The sequence below is a fragment of the Psychrobacter sp. Rd 27.2 genome (genome assembly GCF_001921755.1).
GTDB classification, from domain to species: domain Bacteria; phylum Pseudomonadota; class Gammaproteobacteria; order Pseudomonadales; family Moraxellaceae; genus Psychrobacter; species Psychrobacter celer.
The window spans coordinates 1-352 of sequence record NZ_MRYB01000138.1 but is presented as its reverse complement, the minus strand read 5'-3'; the positions used below and the strand labels follow the sequence as shown (position 1 = coordinate 352).

The 352-nt window shown below is 44.6% G+C and carries 1 pseudogene; it reads right to left on the bottom strand.

The window, feature by feature from the left end:
- Window positions 1–352 (bottom strand): annotated as a pseudogene (locus tag BTV99_RS12930) (aspartate dehydrogenase); the annotation flags it as partial.

The window sequence follows — 352 nt, the reverse complement described above, 5'->3', positions numbered from 1 at the left end:
TATCTAACCCTGCTAAACTCGCAGCATTGATGCCATCTATCCCAGCAACAGCGCCTGCCAATATATGCGCTTTGACACCATGTTTCTCTGCTGCATCTGTAAGTGCTATAGCAAATTGTTCATCGGTAAAAGCACCAACCGAGATAATACCAAGTGGGATGCCCCTCTCTATGATTTTGAGCGCATGTTCCTTGAGTCCATTTTGCCCTGCCATCTCAATAGCCAAATCTGGGATTTCTACTAAATCGTCTACTGACGTAATCACATTGACAGCACTCCCTATCTCCGCTTTGATACTCTCAGCACTTTTTGGTCTGACTAATACGGTTGAGAGGACAACGTTTTTAGGTAG